The 15,201-nt window shown below is 64.3% G+C and carries 13 protein-coding genes; 5 read left to right on the top strand and 8 right to left on the bottom strand.

All coding sequences use genetic code 11. The features are described from left to right. Positions 1–53 precede the first annotated feature (53 nt). Positions 54–1,874, top strand: coding sequence for a DNA mismatch repair endonuclease MutL (mutL, locus tag HRQ64_RS05850; RefSeq protein WP_172122567.1), 1,821 nt, complete (start codon positions 54–56; stop codon positions 1,872–1,874). Between the two features lie 58 nt (positions 1,875–1,932). After that, on the top strand, positions 1,933–3,258 hold the full coding sequence (locus HRQ64_RS05845) for an erythromycin esterase family protein (protein ID WP_172122566.1): 1,326 nt from the start codon (positions 1,933–1,935) through the stop codon (positions 3,256–3,258). A gap of 6 nt (positions 3,259–3,264) precedes the next feature. Here HRQ64_RS05845 and edd read toward each other — a convergent pair whose 3' ends face one another. Genes edd through HRQ64_RS05825 form a run of 4 tightly spaced genes read right to left on the bottom strand, consistent with a single transcriptional unit; the run spans position 3,265 to position 8,278 of the window. Next, complete coding sequence (gene edd / locus HRQ64_RS05840; RefSeq protein ID WP_172122565.1) at positions 3,265–5,079, bottom strand: phosphogluconate dehydratase; 1,815 nt, start codon at positions 5,077–5,079, stop codon at positions 3,265–3,267. A gap of 60 nt (positions 5,080–5,139) precedes the next feature. Next, on the bottom strand, positions 5,140–5,853 hold the full coding sequence (gene pgl, locus HRQ64_RS05835) for a 6-phosphogluconolactonase (protein WP_210258513.1): 714 nt from the start codon (positions 5,851–5,853) through the stop codon (positions 5,140–5,142). After that, positions 5,837–7,318 (bottom strand): glucose-6-phosphate dehydrogenase, encoded by a 1,482-nt coding sequence (gene zwf / locus HRQ64_RS05830; RefSeq protein WP_127752155.1) that lies wholly within the window; start codon positions 7,316–7,318, stop codon positions 5,837–5,839. The genes pgl and zwf overlap by 17 nt, the downstream gene beginning before the upstream one ends. A 3-nt stretch (positions 7,319–7,321) precedes the next feature. After that, positions 7,322–8,278, bottom strand: coding sequence for a BadF/BadG/BcrA/BcrD ATPase family protein (locus HRQ64_RS05825; protein ID WP_172122564.1), 957 nt, complete (start codon positions 8,276–8,278; stop codon positions 7,322–7,324). A 211-nt stretch (positions 8,279–8,489) separates the two neighbouring features. On the opposite strand from HRQ64_RS05825, the gene cobU reads away from it, so the two are divergent. Beyond that, positions 8,490–9,017, top strand: coding sequence for a bifunctional adenosylcobinamide kinase/adenosylcobinamide-phosphate guanylyltransferase (gene cobU, locus HRQ64_RS05820; protein ID WP_172124861.1), 528 nt, complete (start codon positions 8,490–8,492; stop codon positions 9,015–9,017). Between the two features lie 7 nt (positions 9,018–9,024). Here cobU and cbiB read toward each other — a convergent pair whose 3' ends face one another. The 3 genes from cbiB to HRQ64_RS05805 are packed head-to-tail and all read right to left on the bottom strand — an operon-like array spanning position 9,025 to position 12,745. Beyond that, a complete protein-coding gene (gene cbiB / locus HRQ64_RS05815; protein WP_172122563.1) occupies positions 9,025–9,993 on the bottom strand; it encodes an adenosylcobinamide-phosphate synthase CbiB in 969 nt (322 codons plus the stop codon). After that, a complete protein-coding gene (locus HRQ64_RS05810; RefSeq protein WP_248306932.1) occupies positions 9,990–11,456 on the bottom strand; it encodes a cobyric acid synthase in 1,467 nt (488 codons plus the stop codon). Before HRQ64_RS05810 ends, cbiB begins: the two co-directional genes overlap by 4 nt. Beyond that, positions 11,453–12,745 carry a cobyrinate a,c-diamide synthase gene (locus HRQ64_RS05805; RefSeq protein WP_349236675.1) on the bottom strand — a complete coding sequence of 431 codons (1,293 nt, stop codon included), beginning with the start codon at positions 12,743–12,745 and terminating at the stop codon, positions 11,453–11,455. The genes HRQ64_RS05810 and HRQ64_RS05805 overlap by 4 nt, the downstream gene beginning before the upstream one ends. Positions 12,746–12,822: 77 nt before the next feature. On the opposite strand from HRQ64_RS05805, the gene HRQ64_RS05800 reads away from it, so the two are divergent. Next, the gene (locus tag HRQ64_RS05800) at positions 12,823–13,578 is read left to right on the top strand and encodes a cobalt-precorrin-6A reductase (protein ID WP_248305234.1); all 756 of its coding nucleotides are present in this window, start codon (positions 12,823–12,825) and stop codon (positions 13,576–13,578) included. Here HRQ64_RS05800 and HRQ64_RS05795 read toward each other — a convergent pair. Continuing rightward, a complete protein-coding gene (locus HRQ64_RS05795; RefSeq protein ID WP_172122562.1) occupies positions 13,518–14,012 on the bottom strand; it encodes a cobalamin biosynthesis protein in 495 nt (164 codons plus the stop codon). The two genes, HRQ64_RS05800 and HRQ64_RS05795, sit on opposite strands and share 61 nt — an antisense overlap. Positions 14,013–14,313: 301 nt before the next feature. Between HRQ64_RS05795 and HRQ64_RS05790 the strand changes: the two genes are divergently transcribed. Continuing rightward, entirely contained in the window at positions 14,314–15,021 is a 708-nt protein-coding gene (locus tag HRQ64_RS05790; protein WP_172122561.1) for a hypothetical protein, read from the top strand. Positions 15,022–15,201 lie beyond the last annotated feature (180 nt).

Raw genomic sequence — 15,201 nt, 5'->3', positions numbered from 1 at the left:
AGGGTCGGCATAACAGCCGGCTTGGCTTATGCTGGCCGCAAGGAGAATCGCCCATGCCGATCCGGCAACTGCCCGAAAATCTCGTCAACCGCATCGCGGCGGGCGAAGTGGTGGAACGGCCCGCGAGCGTGGTCAAGGAGCTGGTGGAGAACGCTATCGATGCCGGAGCGAGCCGCATCACAGTCACCACAGCCGGCGGCGGCAAAAGCCTGATCCGCATCGAGGATGACGGCTGCGGCATGGATGGCGACGATCTCGTGCTGTCCGTGGAACGGCACGCTACTTCCAAGCTTTCGGCTGACGATCTCGACGAGATCCGCACGCTGGGGTTTCGTGGGGAAGCCTTGGCTTCGATCGGCTCGGTCGCCGAACTTTCTATCGCCTCGCGTCCGGCAGGGGCGCAAAGCGGGTTGCGCCTGTCCGTCAGGGATGGCGTGCGACGCGGTCCGATCCCGCACCCGCTCAACCGCGGCACCGTGGTTGAGGTCAAGGACCTCTTCCGCAATGTGCCGGCGCGGCTCAAATTCCTCAAGTCGGACCGGGCAGAAGCCGGGGCGATTACCGAAGTGGTCAAGCGGCTCGCCATGGCCAATCCCGGCGTGCATTTCGTGCTGGGTGGAACAGATCGTTCACCCGCCAATTGGCCCGCGGTGCATGGGTCGGGTGCGCTCGAAGGTCGGCTCGCTCAGATCATGGGTGATGATTTCGCCCGCAACGCCGTGGCCCTTGCCACGCAACGCCATGGCGTCGTGGTTGCGGGGCTCGCCGGCTTGCCGACCTTTACCCGCGCCAATTCGCTGTCCCAGTTCTATTTCGTCAATGGCCGCTCGGTACGCGACAAGGTGCTGATCGGCGCCATCCGGGCCGCCTATGCGGATTACACCTTCCGCGACCGCTTTCCGGTGGTGGCGCTGTATCTGGCGATCGATCCGGGCGAAGTGGATGTCAATGTTCATCCCGCCAAGGCTGAGTTACGGTTCCGCGATGCGGGAGCGGTGCGCAGTGCGGTGATCCGCGCGGTGGGTGAAGCGCTGACGGCAGCGGGCTGGAAGGCTTCGTCCAGCGTTGCCGATGACGTGCTTGGTGCCTTTTCAACCCCAATCCTCGCATCGGCCCCTGAGTTGGCAGAAAGCCCGGGGCTTGGCTATTCCGCCCCGCCCTGTGCAGCCGCACCATCCTTAAATAGCAGGCAGCTTGTGGACACCCCGAGGTCGCTGCCCCGGAGCCTCGCCGGCCTTGCCGAGCCCAGCGCCAGGGTGGAAACCGTGCCAGAGGCCAGGGATCAAGGCGATTATCCGCTGGGTACCGCCCGGGCACAGATGTTTGACAATTTCATCATTGCCCAGAACGGCGATGGCCTGCTGCTGGTAGATCAGCATGCCGCTCATGAGCGGCTGGTCTACGAACGCTTCAAACAGCAAATGGCAGCGGGTCCGATACAAAGCCAGGCCCACCTGATCCCGGTGGTGGTGGAACTGCCCGAGGAGGATTGCACCCGGCTCGAGGAAGCGGCCCCCGAACTGGAGCGGTTCGGACTTTATCTCGAGCGCTTCGGCCCGCGAGCGGTGGCGGTGCGGGAGACCCCTGCCTTGTTAGGCCAAACGGACGTCGCAGGACTGGTACAGGACATTGCCGATGGCTTGGCGGAGTGGGAAACCAGCTCGGCCTTGGCTGATCGGATGGAAGCGATCATCGCGCGCATGGCGTGTCACGGCTCGGTTCGCTCAGGCCGGCGGTTGCGGGTGGAGGAAATGAACGCGCTGCTGCGCGACATGGAACGTACGCCCCATTCCGGCCAGTGCATCCATGGGCGTCCAACCTATGTGGAGCTTAAACAGCGCGACATCGAGCGCCTGTTCGGACGTACCCGCTAACCAGGTTAAGGCTGCAGCGATCACCCGGGCAGGACGTTAACCTCCTGCAGAGGTCGAGATGAGCGTTGTTGATGAGAGGCCGGAAGCAGCCGCCCGGATCGTCCGCAAGCTACAACAGGCGATCCAGCCACTACCCCATCCGGCCGATGCGATCGAGTTCGGTAACTGCTTCGATGCATTCGGCGACGCCAAAGTCGTCCTACTGGGTGAAGCGAGCCATGGCAGCTCGGAATTTTATGCTGCGCGCGCGGCCATCACCCGCCACCTGATCGTCATCCATGGCTTTTCCATCGTGGCGGTGGAGGCGGACTGGCCCGACGCGAACCGGATTGATCACCATGTCCGCCAGCGGCAAGGCCCTGGCTATGATGAAACCTCCTTTGCCCGCTTTCCCACCTGGATGTGGCGCAACGAGGATGTGGCCAACTTTGTTGGCTGGCTGCATACCCATAATTCAGCACTGCCATTGAGCCGGCGCGTCGAGTTCCGCGGGCTTGACGTTTATTCGCTGCGTGGATCGATCAGTGCAGTGCTGGGCTATCTCGACCGTGTGGATCCGGCGGAAGCGCGAAAGGCACGACGGCGGTATGGCTGCCTCACGCCCTGGCAAGCCGAGCCCGAATGGTATGGCCGCTCCGTCATCACCGGCGAGATCGACCCGTGCGAAGAAAAGGTGGTGGAGCAACTTACCGAGCTAATGGGTCACCAATTCAGCTACGCAGGTGAGGACAGCGCCAATTTCTTTGATGCGACCCAAAATGCCCGAGTGGTGCTCGCCGCCGAGCAATATTATCGGGTCATGTATCAGGGCTCCAACGAGTCCTGGAATTTGCGCGACCGGCATATGTTCGAGACGCTCGAGGCAGTGCTGGAGCATCGGGGTCCCGACGCCAAGGCAATTGTTTGGGCGCACAACTCGCATGTGGGCCGGGCGGCGGCTACCGAAATGGGCTGGCAGGGGCAGCTTAATATCGGCGATCACGCCAAATCGGCCTGGGGCGAGCGTGCAGTTGCAATTGGCTTTGGCACCGATCGCGGAACGGTGGCTGCGGCCGATGATTGGGACGAGCCGATGCGGATCAAGACGGTCCGTCCGGCCCGCCCCGATTCACATGAGCGGATATTCCGCGACGCCGGGGTCGAGCGCGGTCTGGTCGATTGGCGCAGCGACGCTCAGCTGCGGTCGGCGTTGTCAGAACCCCGGCTGGAGCGAGCGATCGGGGTGATCTACCGCCCCGAAACGGAGCGGCAGAGCCATTACTTCAATGCCGTGCTGCCAGAGCAATTCGACGCTTTTGTCTGGTTCAATGAGACAAAGGCAGTTACGCCGCTCCCAACCGAGCGGCCCCGTGGGGTCCCCGAAACCTACCCGTTCGGGGTCTAGCGGGGCTCAGCTGAATACGCTGGCACCCCGGTCGGCTACGCCCACAAGGCTGCGCATGCCGGCGAACAGTTCGCGGCCCATACCCCATTGCTGGTTGCTCAAGTCTTCGGTGGCGGCCGGGCGGGCGTGGAGTTCGGCCTCATCGCCCATGAACTGCAAGGTTCCCGCATTGGCATCGAGCCGGATCATGTCGCCGTCCCGCAGCTTGCTGATAGGGCCGCCATCGACCCCCTCCGGGGTCATATGAATGGCCGCCGGGACCTTGCCCGAAGCGCCCGACATTCGCCCGTCTGTCAACAGAGCGACCTTTAAGCCGCGATCCTGCAACACGCCGAGGGCGGGAGTAAGCTTGTGCAGTTCGGGCATGCCGATGGCCCGCGGACCCGAGAAGCGGACAACCGCGATCATGTCGCCGTTCAACTCGCCCGCCTTGAACGCCGCCTGCATTTCTTCCTGGCCGTTGAACACCCGTGCCGGAGCCTCGACGACCCGGTGCTCGGGCTTGACTGCGGAAACCTTGATCACCGAGCGCCCGAGATTGCCGGTCAGGAGCTTGAGGCCGCCAGTCTGCTGGAAGGGTGCGGCCGTGCCCGTTAGTACCTTTGGCAGGTGCGAGTGCTTGGGAGCGGGCTCGAAGCTCAGCTTGTCCTCGATTAATTTGGCTTCAACCGTGTAATTGGAGAGGCCCTCGCCCCAGACGGTCTTCACATCTTCATGCAGATGACCCGATGCCAGCAATTCCTGGATCAGGAAGCCCATGCCCCCAGCTGCGTGGAAGTGGTTCACGTCGGCAACGCCATTGGGATAAACGCGCGCCAGCAGCGGGGTAGCGTCGGAGAGATCGGACATGTCGTCCCAGGTCACCTGCAGCCCCGCGGCGGCCGCAATGGCAATCAGGTGCATGGTATGGTTGGTGGAGCCGCCCGTGGCATGCAGGCCAACGAGCCCGTTGACGATGGCCTTTTCGTCGATCACGTGCCCCACCGGGGTCCAGTTGTTGCCTTGGGCAGTCAAGGACAGTGCTCGCACGGTAGCTTCCCGGGTCAGCGCATCGCGCAAGGGCGTGCCGGGGTTGACGAAGCTGGCCCCGGGCAGATGCAGGCCCATGATCTCCATAAGCATCTGATTGGAGTTCGCGGTGCCGTAAAAGGTGCAGGTTCCCGGCGAGTGGTAGGACTTGGCCTCGGCTTCCAGCAGTTCGGCGCGTCCCACCTTGCCTTCCATATAAAGCTGGCGCACGCGGCTCTTCTCGTCATTGGGCAGGCCCGAGGGCATGGGCCCAGCGGGAATGAACACGGCCGGCAGATGCCCGAAGGTTAGCGCCCCGATCAGCAGGCCCGGAACGATCTTGTCGCAAATACCCAGGTAAACGGCGGCGTCGAACATGTTGTGCGACAGCGCGATAGCCGTCGCCATGGCAATCACATCGCGCGAGAACAGGCTCAAATCCATGCCAGGCTGGCCTTGCGTCACGCCATCGCACATCGCTGGCACCCCGCCGGCCACCTGGGCGGTGGCACCGATCGCAGCAGCCGCTTGCTTGATGATTTCGGGGTAGAACTGGTAGGGCTGGTGCGCCGAGAGCATGTCATTATACGAGGTGACAATGCCCAGATTGAGCGTTTTGGTGCCAGCCAGCGCCGCTTTTTCGGCAGGCGAGCAGGCGGCAAAGCCGTGGGCGAGATTGCCGCACGACAAGCTCGAGCGATAAACCCCGGCTTCCCGCTGGGCGTCGAGACGGCGCAGATATTGGGCGCGACTGTCGCGGCTACGGGCCGCTATGCGGTCGGTGACATCCTGGATGGCTTGCTGAACAGGCATTGGAGCTCCTTGGTGGAGCCGCAAGTGGCCAAAGCGGTCAATTGGGGAGCGCTTCGGGGACTATGGGCACCAATAGACAGTTAAAGGATGGCCGGAGCGCAGCACGGCGCGAATGGGCATGTCCTCAACGGGACCTTCGCCCAACGCCGCGTCCAAAACGGCGGCCTTTTCTTCCCCCTCGATATGGAGGTAGAGCCCATCCGTTTCCAGAAGACGCGGAAGGGTAAACGTGATGCGTGGCTCGCCCGCACCAGGCGCCCGGATGGCGATGGTTGGTCCCGGCGCGCTCAGCGCCTCGGCCAGGGTATCGCCCCCGGGAAAGAAGGACGCGGTATGCCCGTCGCTGCCCATGCCGAGGACCACGGCGGCAAAGGGGCGCGGCAGCGCTTCCAGTTGAGCGTTGGTGCGCTCTACAGCTTCATCGTCGGGTGCATCGCCACCGGAATAAAGGGGCAAGAACCGCGCTACCGCGGCCGGGCCCTGCAGCATGCGCTCGTTGACCAGCAGCGCATTGGAGCGATCGTTGGTTTCATCGACCCACCGCTCATCAACAAGGGTGACCACCACCTTTTCCCAGTCGAGGTCCTTGAACTTGCCCAGGGCCTGGAAAAAGCGCGCGGGCGTCGAGCCGCCGCTCACGGCAATGGCTGCATTGCCCCGCTCGGCGATGGCTGCGCGGATACGGTCCGCAACGGCTTCGGCCAATTCCTTGGCGAGGGTGGGCTTGTCGGCAAAGGTGCGGCGGTCGAGCATGGTCTTAGTGATCTTCCTCATACCAGGTGCGGCCGTCGCGCTCGATCAGCGCAATGGCACCCGATGGGCCCCAGGTTCCGGCGGTGTAAGGCTGGGGCGGCTCACTCGAATTGTCCCAGGCCTCGCGGATCGGATCGACCCATTTCCAGGCCGCTTCCAGCTCGTCGCGGCGCATGAACAAGGTCTGGTTGCCGCGGATCACGTCCAGCAGCAGCCGCTCATAGGCCTCCGGCGTGCGCTCGGTGAAGGTCTGGGCAAAGCTCAGATTGAGCGGGACTTCGCGCAGGCGCATGCCGCCCGGCCCGGGATCCTTGATCATCATCATCAGCTTGACGCCCTCATCGGGCTGCAGGCGGATTATTAGCTTGTTGGCCTTGGGCGCGCCTTCGGCGTGATCGAAGATGGAGTGCGGGATGGCGCGGAACTGAATGCAGATTTCCGAGACGCGCTGGGCCATGCGCTTGCCCGTGCGCAGATAGAACGGCACGCCCGACCAACGCCAATTACCAATTTCGGCCTTGAGCGCCACAAAGGTTTCGGTGCGCGAGCCCTTCTTTTCGCCCGGAAGTTCTTCCTGGTAGCCCTTGACCGAAGTGCCTTCCGAAGACACCGCGCGATATTGCCCGCGCACGGTCATGCGCGCTACATCCCCCGCAGTAATCGGCTTGAGCGAGCGCAGCACTTTAAGCTTTTCATCGCGCAGCGCATTGGCGTCGTCCGAGGCTGGCGGCTCCATCGCCACAAGACAGAGCAGTTGCAGCATGTGGTTCTGAATCATGTCGCGCAGGGCGCCACTCTCGTCGTAATAGCCGCGCGTTCCCGCGCCGACCGATTCCGAAACGGTAAGCTGGACATGGTCGATATGGGCCGAGTTCCAGACCGGCTCAAACAAGGTGTTGGCAAAGCGCAGCGCCAGCAGGTTCTGCACCGTTTCTTTGCCGAGGTAATGGTCGATGCGATAAACCTGATCTTCTTCGAAGATCTTGGCCACGCCATCATTGATTTCCATAGAGGATGCGAGATCGTGGCCAAGCGGCTTTTCGATCACGACGCGGGCGTCGCGCCGGTAATAGCCCTTCTTCGACAAATATTCGGCTATCGGCTCGAACAGGTCGGGTGCCACCGCCAGGTAGAAGGCGCGCACGATCTCGGGATCGTCCCGCAACGCGCCGTCAAGGTCGGCCCAGTTCGCCGGGTCGCTCACATCATTGGCGACGTAGGAGAAGATCGACACAAAGCGGTCGATCGTTGCCTCATCGTGATATTCCTGCTCGACAAACTCCGTGACCGCATTCCGGGCAAGGGTCTGGAACTCGGCATCGGACAAGGGAGAGCGTGAAACGCCGATGATGCGAGACCGCTCGTCGAACTGCCCATCCTTGAACCGATGATAAAGGGCCGGGATCAGCTTGCGCTTGGTCAGGTCACCTGTGGCCCCAAACACCACATAATCGAAGGGTTGGACCGGAATAATGCGGCTGGACACGAGCTATAGTCCCTTGTTGTCGGCAGAAGCGAAGATTTGCCTGGCGAGAATAACGCCGCCATGCAGAGGTTCAAACTGTGGGAGGGCGACGAAATCCCCATAACGTTCCCGCAGGATGGGGAAGATGCGCTGCCCAAAGCCACCTACCACCGCCATCACCTTGGCGTTGCGGTCCTGGAACCAGCGAACATAGGCGTCCACATAGCCCAGTTGTACGGTCATCATCTTTTGGGCAACCGGGTCGCCGGCATCAAAGTATTCCATCAGCAGCGGGATCAGCTTGCCAAATTCTGCCGGAGCTCGCCCGATCAAGGCATCGTCGCACCCTTCTGATCCGTCGCGGCTGATGATCTTGACGTCGAGATCGACCGCAAAGGACCAGCTCATGACCGCCTGGTTGTCGCCGCCCAAGGCGGCAAGCACAGCTTCGGTCAGCGGCGAGGCTTCGACCAGCCCATCACTGGCTTCAACGGCATAGCGCACCAGTTCGCGCCCGAGGATCGCGCCCGACATCTGGTCGCCGATCTGGAAGCCCCAGCCGCCGCATTGGAAGCGCTGCCCCTCGACCACAGCCAGGGCCGCAGACCCCGTGCCGACAATGATCACCCCGCCATCATTGCCGGCCAGGGCGCCGGCATGGGCAATGTCGATATCGTCATAGACCTGCACCCCGGCAAAGGGCCAAGGCCGCGCGGCAAAAGCGGCACGGGCCGTATCCATGCGCCCACCCGCCATGCCAAAGCAGGCATAGGTGTTGGCCGTTTCGGCATAATCGAGCCCGGCGGCCGCAAACACATCGCGGGTGCCGTCGAGGATGGCCTTGTAAGCGGGATCCGCGCCATCGATCTGTAGGTTGGAGCGCCCGTTCTTGACCTCGGCAAGCGTTTGCAGATTTTCGTCAGCCAAGCGGATGCGGCAATTGGTGCCGCCGCCGTCAACGCCAAGATAAAACCGGGGCACGCGGGTCAACTCCGTTGGAAAATCCGGGATGGTAAAGGCTTGTTTCGGCGCGGACCATAGTGCGAAAGACGCTAAGACGAAAGTAGAATAAGCGTCGGATCGTCCAGTGTGGGGCAAGCTCGCTTGCACAGCCAAATCGGCCTAATACTAGGGATCAAAGTGCGGCCGACGTTGAACCGGCCCTCACGGCTAAAAACACAAAGGTGCGATGATGCAGCGGCATGTGCTGGTTCTGGGAGGGGCGCGCTCTGGCAAGACGGCATTTGCCGAGCGGCTGGCGATTCGCTCAGGCGGCAGCCCCGCCTATCTCGCCACGGCGCAAGCGCTGGACAGCGAGATGCGCGAGCGGGTTGCGACCCACCAGCGCGGCCGCGGTGGCCGCTTCACCACCATCGAGGAACCACTGGCGCTCAGCCAGACGCTGCTGCGCGCTGGCAACAGCCATGATGTGGTGCTGGTGGATTGCCTAACCCTCTGGATCACCAATCTGCTCGTCGCCAATGCCGATGTGGCCGCGGCGGTGGAGGAACTCGTCAACGGGCTGGCGAAAATGGAGAAGACCCGCGTCATCCTCGTCAGCAACGAGGTGGGCTTGGGCATTGTGCCGGATAATGCGATGGCCCGGACGTTCCGGGACCTCGCGGGCGCCGCCCATCAGCGCCTCGCCGATATCTGCGAGGATGTGTATTTCGTGGTTGCCGGATTGCCGATAACGCTTAAGGGCGCCACGGACGACTGATCTGCGGCTAGTCGACCAGCCATCCCAGGAGCAGCAGGACAAGGCAGGCCGCCAGCAGCACGTTAAGTGTCGCCCGGTAGAGCGCCAGCGCCTGTGCAATGTCGTTGGCTTCGAGGTCGCGCTTGCCCGACCCGAGTAGCGGCAGATCCACCACTTCGCCGCCATAGGCGCGCGGCCCACCAAGGGCAAAACCCAGCGCACCGGCAAAGGCGGTTTCGGGCCAGCCGGAATTGGGCGAGGCATGTTTGCGGGCATCGCGGCGGGTCGTTGCCGAGGCCTGCGCCGCCGAGGCACCGGGCAAGAACCGGCAGGCGAGGACAATCAGCACGGCGGTGAGGCGGGCGGGGATCCAGTTGACGAGATCGTCCAGCCGGGCAGCGGCCCAGCCATAGTAGCGGTGGCGCTGGTTAAGGTGACCGATCATGGAATCTGCCGTGTTGATCGCCTTGTAGAGCGCGATGCCCGGCAGGCCAGCGATGAGCAGCCAGAACAAGGGCGCGACCACGCCATCCGAGGTGCTTTCGGCGAGGGTCTCCACCGCTGCTCGCGCCACCCCAGCCTCATCGAGTTGTTCGGGGTCGCGGCCCACGATGTGGCTGACGGCTTCGCGGCCCTCGGTCAGCGAGCGGTTAAGGGCGAGAGCAACGGCGTTGACCGCCCGGCCGAGTTCCTTTTGCGCGAGGAAAGGCGTCGCCAACAGGGCTTCCGCCAGCCAGCCAAAAGGCAGCGCGCGCAAAAACAGTTGCAGCGGCAAGGTGATGGCGAGAGTTGCAAGCAGCAACACGACTACGCCCATCACCCCTGCCCGGCGCTGCGCCTCGGGGGAAAGCCGGTCTCGGCCGACGCGATTGTCGAGCCAGGAGATGAGGCGGCCAAACCACATCACGGGGTGGCCGATCTGGCGAAGCAAAAAGTCGGGGTAGCCGAGCCAGCGTTCGAGCAGCAGCGCGATGGGGGCGATGAGGAGGTTGGTCACAGCCGGGCGGTCCGGGACAGGGCGAGGATGGCGTCGAGGTCGAGATGGTGCTCGAGATGGGCGGCGAGATCGTCGAGGGTTTGATCGACCCCGGCTTCGTAGTCGAGATCAGGGGTGGCGACCGCGCCGAGAAAGGCGCGGCGGAAGGGATCGGCGGCGAAAAGGCCGTGCAGATAGGTGCCGATGATTCGGCCATCCGGGCTTATTGCGCCTTCCGGTTGGCCGGCAACTTCGGCGAAAGGTCGAGCTACATCAATACCTTGGGTGACACCCATATGCATGTGGTAGCCGCTGATGGGTTCACCGGTGGCGGGGTGGATGGCTTGCTCGAGGCGCAGTTGCTTGGTGGGGGATAAGATTGTGGTGACCTCGAGCAGGCCCAGGCCTTCGCTGGTGCCGGGGGCGCCCTCGATGCCGGCGGGATCGGCGATTGATTGGCCCAGCATCTGGTAGCCGCCGCAGATGCCGAGGATGCGGCCGCCGGCGCGGTGATGGGCTTTTATGTCGATGTCCCAGCCATTTAGCTTGAGGGCGGCGAGGTCGGAACGGGTGGCTTTGGAGCCGGGGAGGATCACAAGGTCGGCTTGGCGCGGAATGGGTTGGCCGGGCTGGACGAGGATGAGCTCGACGCCGGGCTCGGCGCGCAGGGGATCGAGGTCATCGAAGTTGGCGATGCGCGGCAGGCGGGGGACGGCGATGGTGAATCTGCCTGTACTGGCAATGGGTTGGCTGGCTTCGAGCGCCAGCACGTCTTCAGCGGGGAGGCGGTGGGCGGCGGGGAAATGGGGGATGGGGCCGAGGCAGGGGACGCCGGTTTTCTCGGCGAGAAAGCGCTTGGCGCCGTCGAAGAGGGTTGGATCGCCGTGGAATTTGTTGATCATGGTGGCGGCGATCAGGGCGCGGTCTTCGGGGTCGATTACGGCAAAGGTGCCGACCAGTGCCGCAATTACGCCACCACGATGAACGTCACCTAACAAAATTGTCAGGATGGATGTGGCGCGGGCAAAACCCCAATTGGCGATGTCGTTGGCGCGCAGGTTGACTTCGGAGGCACTGCCCGCCCCTTCCACCAAAACCAGGTCAGTGTCGGCGGCCAATTCGCGGTAGGCGGCGAGCACTTCGGGGAGGAGTTCGGCGCGGCGGGCAAAATATTCGCGCGCGGCCATGGACTGGCGGCGCTGGCCACGCACCACCAGCTGCGCGCCAGTTTCGCCTTCGGGCTTGAGCAGCACCGGGTTCATGGCGGTGAGCGGATCGCGGCGGCAGGCGCGGGCCTGCAGCGCCTGGGCGCGACCGATCTCGCCGCCATCAGCAGTGACCGCGGCGTTGTTGGACATGTTCTGCGGCTTGAACGGCGCTACGCGCAGGCCGCGATTGGTGAAGGCGCGGCAGAGGCCGGCGACGATCAGCGACTTGCCGACATCGGAGCCGGTGCCCATGACCATGAGGGCGCGGGCGCTCATGGGGCGGCATCCACGACATGGGCATAGGAGCCCATCACCGAGCCGATCACCGCACCCATGGGCGGCAAGTTAACCCCGCGCGCGTCAGCTGCGATAAAAAGGGGCGGCAGGCGCGACTGCTTGGCGGAGGAATAGTGAAATTCGTGACCGTGCAGATTGGGAGGAAAGGGCAAGGCGCCGGTGTGGCGCAGGCGCCGATAGCCGAGAATGCGCTTGGGGCGATCGATGCGGGTGGTGATGGGCAAGAGGCCGGCCATGGCGTGTTCAGTGCCCGCTTTGTCCACCAAAGCGTCGCCCAGAACCATGAAGCCCCCGCATTCGCCATAGATCAGCGCATTGCGGTCGCGAGCGGCAAGGAGACCCGCCTTGAAGATGGATGCGGCGGCGAGGGTTGCGCCATGGAGTTCGGGATAACCGCCGGGCAAGAACACGGCGTCAGCCCCCGGCGCGGGCGGCTCGTTGGCCAGCGGGGAAAAGAACAGCAGTTCGGCCCCCTGCTCGCGCCAGCCATCCAGCAGGTGCGGATAAAGAAAGGCGAACGCCGCGTCCCGCGCAATCGCGATGCGCTGACCCAGCGGGGGCAGCGGAGTGCTCCCAGCATCGGCTGCGGCGAGGGGCGCGCCGAGTGCCTGGAGCCGATCGAGATCGAGATAGTCGCCCATGCTGGTGGCGGCGGTTTGGAGGAAATCGGCGATACCCTCGATCTCGCCGGGCAGAACAAGCCCGAGGTGGCGCTCGGGGAGCGCCAATTCGGTGTTGCGCGGAATGGCGCCAAGACAGGGGATGCCGGTGGGCAGCAGCGCTTCAAGCAGCATGCGCTCATGCTTGGCGGAAGCGACGCGATTGAGAATGATGCCCGCGATGCGAACGCCGGATCGCCAATGGGCAAAGCCGGCGACCAGGGGCGCAACGGACTGGCTTTGCTTGTCGGCATCGACCACCAGCACCACGGGCAGGTCCAACATCTGGGCAAGATCGGCAGTGGAGCCCCAGCCATCGGCGCCGGCGTCAAACAAGCCCATGACCCCTTCAACGATCAGGAGGTCGGCGCCGGTGGACTGAACGCCCGCGAGATGGCGCAGGCGAGCCGGCGTCATGGACCAGGGATCGAGATTGACCGCGTCGCGGCCGGCGGCGCGACCAAGAAAAGTGGGGTCGATATAATCGGGGCCAACCTTGGCGGGGGCCACGACCGTGCCACGCGCCCGAAAGGCGGCGAGCAGGCCAAGGGTGATGACCGTCTTGCCAGAACCCGAGCGGGGGGCCGCAACCACAAAGCCCCGGCTCACGCCGCACCACCTTGCCGCAGGGCTGCGGCGGGAAAGCGGCAGGGATTGCCTTGAGGCGCGCGGGCGGAGCCGCCACAATGGCGGGGAGCGAACAAGCAGATGGCGAACAGATGAATATCCTGGTGCTGGGCGGAACGGGGGAGGCACGCAAGCTGGCCGAGCGGCTGGTGGCGCTCGGGCACCAAGTGACGACTTCGTTGGCTGGACGTACGCAGGAGCCGATGGTTCCGGCGGGACAATTGCGGATTGGCTCGTTGGGCGGGGCTGAGGGCCTCGCGGCCTTTCTCCAGGCGAGCGGGTTTGATTGGCTGATCGATGCGACCCATCCCTATGCTGCCGGAATGTCGGCCAATGCGGTTGCCGCGGCAAACGGCGCTGGCGTCCCGCTGTTGCGGCTGGTGCGGCCAGCCTGGCGGGAGCCGCCCGAGGCGCCCTGGACCCATGTGCCCGACCTGGCCGCCGCGGCCGCGGCCATCCCTGCGGGCGCCAAAGTGCTGCTGACCACCGGACATGGTGGGCTCGAGGCCTTTCTCCGCCGCCAGGATTGCCGGTTTGTGGTGCGCTTGATCGAGCCGCCGGCAAAGCCACTGCCGCCGCATGCCGAAATAATTCTGTCGCGCCCACCCTACCGACTTGAAGGGGAACTGGCGCTGCTGGAGCGGGAAGCAATCACACATCTGGTCAGCAAGAACTCCGGCGGCGCACAAACCGCCGACAAGCTCGAGGCGGCGCGCCAGCGCAGGACTAATGTGATCATGGTCGCGCGTCCAGCTTATCCGCCGGCGCGCGAGGTCGCCGATGTGGAGGCCTGCGTGGCGGCATTGGCTGGCTGAGGCGCGGGCTGGCCGAAGCGATCGAGCTGCCAACTGGGACGGCACAAAGCGAGCGCGCAGGTGACGCGAGCGGTTTGCCGCTTGGGCAGCAGCAGCGTGCCGGCGGCAAGGGCACAGGCTTCGGCAATGGAGGGGAGCCCGGTATGGCGCTCAACCACGCTTGATGGAGTGGGGACGGCTGCCCGTAGGGCGTGACCATCAAGCAGGCGGAGGGGAACGCCGAGCCCGTCTGCGGCAGCAAGCAACGCCGGATCCCCGGCCTTGCGGGCATGGCTGGCAAGGGCCACCAATGTGGCCAATGGCATGCCGGCTTCCTCGAGGCATTGCCCGACAAGGGCGATGATCTCCTGTGGATCGGTTAGGCGGCGCGAGCCAATTCCGGCCAATACCCGGGCCGGCTCGGCTGGAATGGTATGCACAGTGCCCTGCCCCATGGCGATGTGGTTGCTCCCGTGTGCAGCATGAGGCTCGATGCCGCTTGCCCTGCGGCTTGTAAGCGCCCGAGCCGATAGGGGCAATCAATGCGGCGGAATGCGGCGCCGGTAGGACCGGGCGAATAGCTCTTAGAGTTGAGATGCCAGGCCGGGGGCGCCCCTTGCGGCGGCTCTGAAGGGGGTTGCTAGGCCATTTGGATTAGGTACTCGGCCGGAGCGGTTATACGCGCCATGACGGGTAGATCGTCCGGCAGCCGGGGTCAATTATGACAGTTCAATGACACTGGGCCGGGGCGAAGCGATGACCGAGATAACAGAGGAGCACGCCCGCAGGCTGGACGCCGCGCGGCCGGTTGTCCGCCCTATCCTGGTGCCGCTGCTGATCTGGGCGGTGCTGATCGGTGCTGCCGTGGTGCAGCATGGGCTGGGACTGGACGGGGAGGATAGGATCTGGCTGCTCGACCTCGATGTGGAGCGCAGCGTTTACACCTGGTTTTCCCAGCTGCTGCTGGCGGGCGCAGGCCTGATGCTGCTCGATACCGGCGCCAGGGTTTATCGCCGGGAGCGGCTGATCGGGGCGCAGTGGACGCTGCTGGGTGTGGTGTTTTTCGGGCTATCGGCCGACGAGGCGCTGAGCGTTCATGAGTTGCTGTCGGCGCCGGTAGGTTCGAGCCTTGGCACATCGGGGTTCCTGACCTTCGCCTGGGTGCTACCGGTGGCGGCGCTGTGCCTACTGGGGTTGGTGGCCTTTATTCCCTTTTTGCGGGCGCTGCCGGGACGTGCGCGCGCGACCATGCTGCTGGCGGCAGCGTTGTTTATCGGCGGCGCCATCGGCATGGAGCTGATCGGGGGCAAGCTTTATTCGGATGCCACGGGGGATGTGACCGCCGCCTCCTATCGCCTCGCGGCGATCATCGAGGAAGCACTGGAGGGCTTGGGGGTGCTGGTGTTTATCCACAGCATCGGGCTTTACCGCGCCGAGCGGCGGATCAGTCCACCAGTGGAATGAGCCTGGGGGCGTGGCGCCCGCAGCCTGACGGCCCATTGCTGTAGCTGCTCCCACTTCAGGATGGATCCCGGCTCAAGGTCGGGACGACACTTGTGGGTAGGGCGGCTCTAGAGGCCGATCCGAGCGTTACGCTGGCGGGCGATGAGCCTGGACGTGCCGGTCTGCAGGCAAAAACAGCCG

This window comes from Devosia sp. 919 (assembly GCF_013185965.1).
Lineage (GTDB): Bacteria > Pseudomonadota > Alphaproteobacteria > Rhizobiales > Devosiaceae > Devosia.
The sequence above is the reverse complement of the archived record's forward strand: the minus strand, read 5'-3'. Positions and strand labels throughout refer to the sequence as shown.